This window comes from Microbacterium sp. NPDC077184 (genome assembly GCF_040687055.1).
Classification (GTDB): Bacteria; Actinomycetota; Actinomycetes; order Actinomycetales; family Microbacteriaceae; genus Microbacterium.
The window spans coordinates 2,031-3,325 of record NZ_JBFBMM010000013.1 but is presented as its reverse complement, the minus strand read 5'-3'; the positions used below and the strand labels follow the sequence as shown (position 1 = coordinate 3,325).

General features: G+C 53.9%; 1 rRNA gene (only partly in view). It reads right to left on the bottom strand.

What is annotated here, in order from left to right:
• Positions 1–1,282 (bottom strand): 23S ribosomal RNA (locus AB0O93_RS16105); it reaches 1,925 nt to the left of the window's first position.
• Positions 1,283–1,295 lie beyond the last annotated feature (13 nt).

The following is a 1,295-nucleotide window of genomic DNA, read 5'->3' as shown; positions in this document are numbered from 1 at the left end:
CACGAAGGCCTACCAATAATGTCAATGCCACAACTTCGGTGGCGTGCTTGAGCCCCGTTACATTGTCGGCGCGGAATCACTTGACCAGTGAGCTATTACGCACTCTTTCAAGGGTGGCTGCTTCTAAGCCAACCTCCTGGTTGTCTAAGCAACTCCACATCCTTTCCCACTTAGCACGCGCTTAGGGACCTTAGTTGGTGGTCTGGGTTGTTTCCCTCTCGACTATGAAGCTTATCCCCCACAGTCTCACTGCTGCGCTCTCACTTACCGGCATTCGGAGTTTGGCTGACGTCAGTAACCTTGTAGGGCCCATCGGCCATCCAGTAGCTCTACCTCCGGCAAGAAACACGCAACGCTGCACCTAAATGCATTTCGGAGAGAACCAGCTATCACGAAGTTTGATTGGCCTTTCACCCCTATCCACAGCTCATCCCCTCAGTTTTCAACCTAAGTGGGTTCGGTCCTCCACGACGTCTTACCGTCGCTTCAACCTGGCCATGGATAGATCACTTCGCTTCGGGTCTAGGACACGCGACTGAATCGCCCTATTCAGACTCGCTTTCGCTACGGCTACCCCACACGGGTTAACCTCGCCACGTATCGCTAACTCGCAGGCTCATTCTTCAAAAGGCACGCTGTCACCCCTACTAAGGAGGCTCCAACGGTTTGTAAGCAAACGGTTTCAGGTACTATTTCACTCCCCTCCCGGGGTACTTTTCACCTTTCCCTCACGGTACTTGTCCGCTATCGGTCATCTGGGAGTATTTAGGCTTATCAGGTGGTCCTGACAGATTCACACGGGATTTCTCGGGCCCCGTGCTACTTGGGATACTCTTCACGCCAAGAAGGGCATTTCGACTACGGGGTTCGCACCCTCTCTGACCCGCCTTTCAATGCGGTTCGTCTATACCCTCTTGTCACGCCGGCTGCTCGGCAGAACAGCCCGAAAAGTCCCACAACCCCCAACATGCAACGCCTGCCGGCTATCACACACGCTAGGTTTAGCCTGATCCGGTTTCGCTCGCCACTACTAACGGAATCGCGGTTGCTTTCTCTTCCTGTGGGTACTGAGATGTTTCACTTCCCCACGTTCCCTCTACCCGCCCTATATATTCAGGCGGGAGTCACCAGGTCACATTGCTGCGCCAGGCGGGGTTTCCCCATTCGGAAATCCTCGGATCACAGTGTGCTTATCCACTCCCCGAGGCTTATCGCAGATTGCTACGTCCTTCTTCGGCTCCAGATGCCAAGGCATCCACCGTTTGCTCTTAAAGACTTGAAATCACATGAGTTTG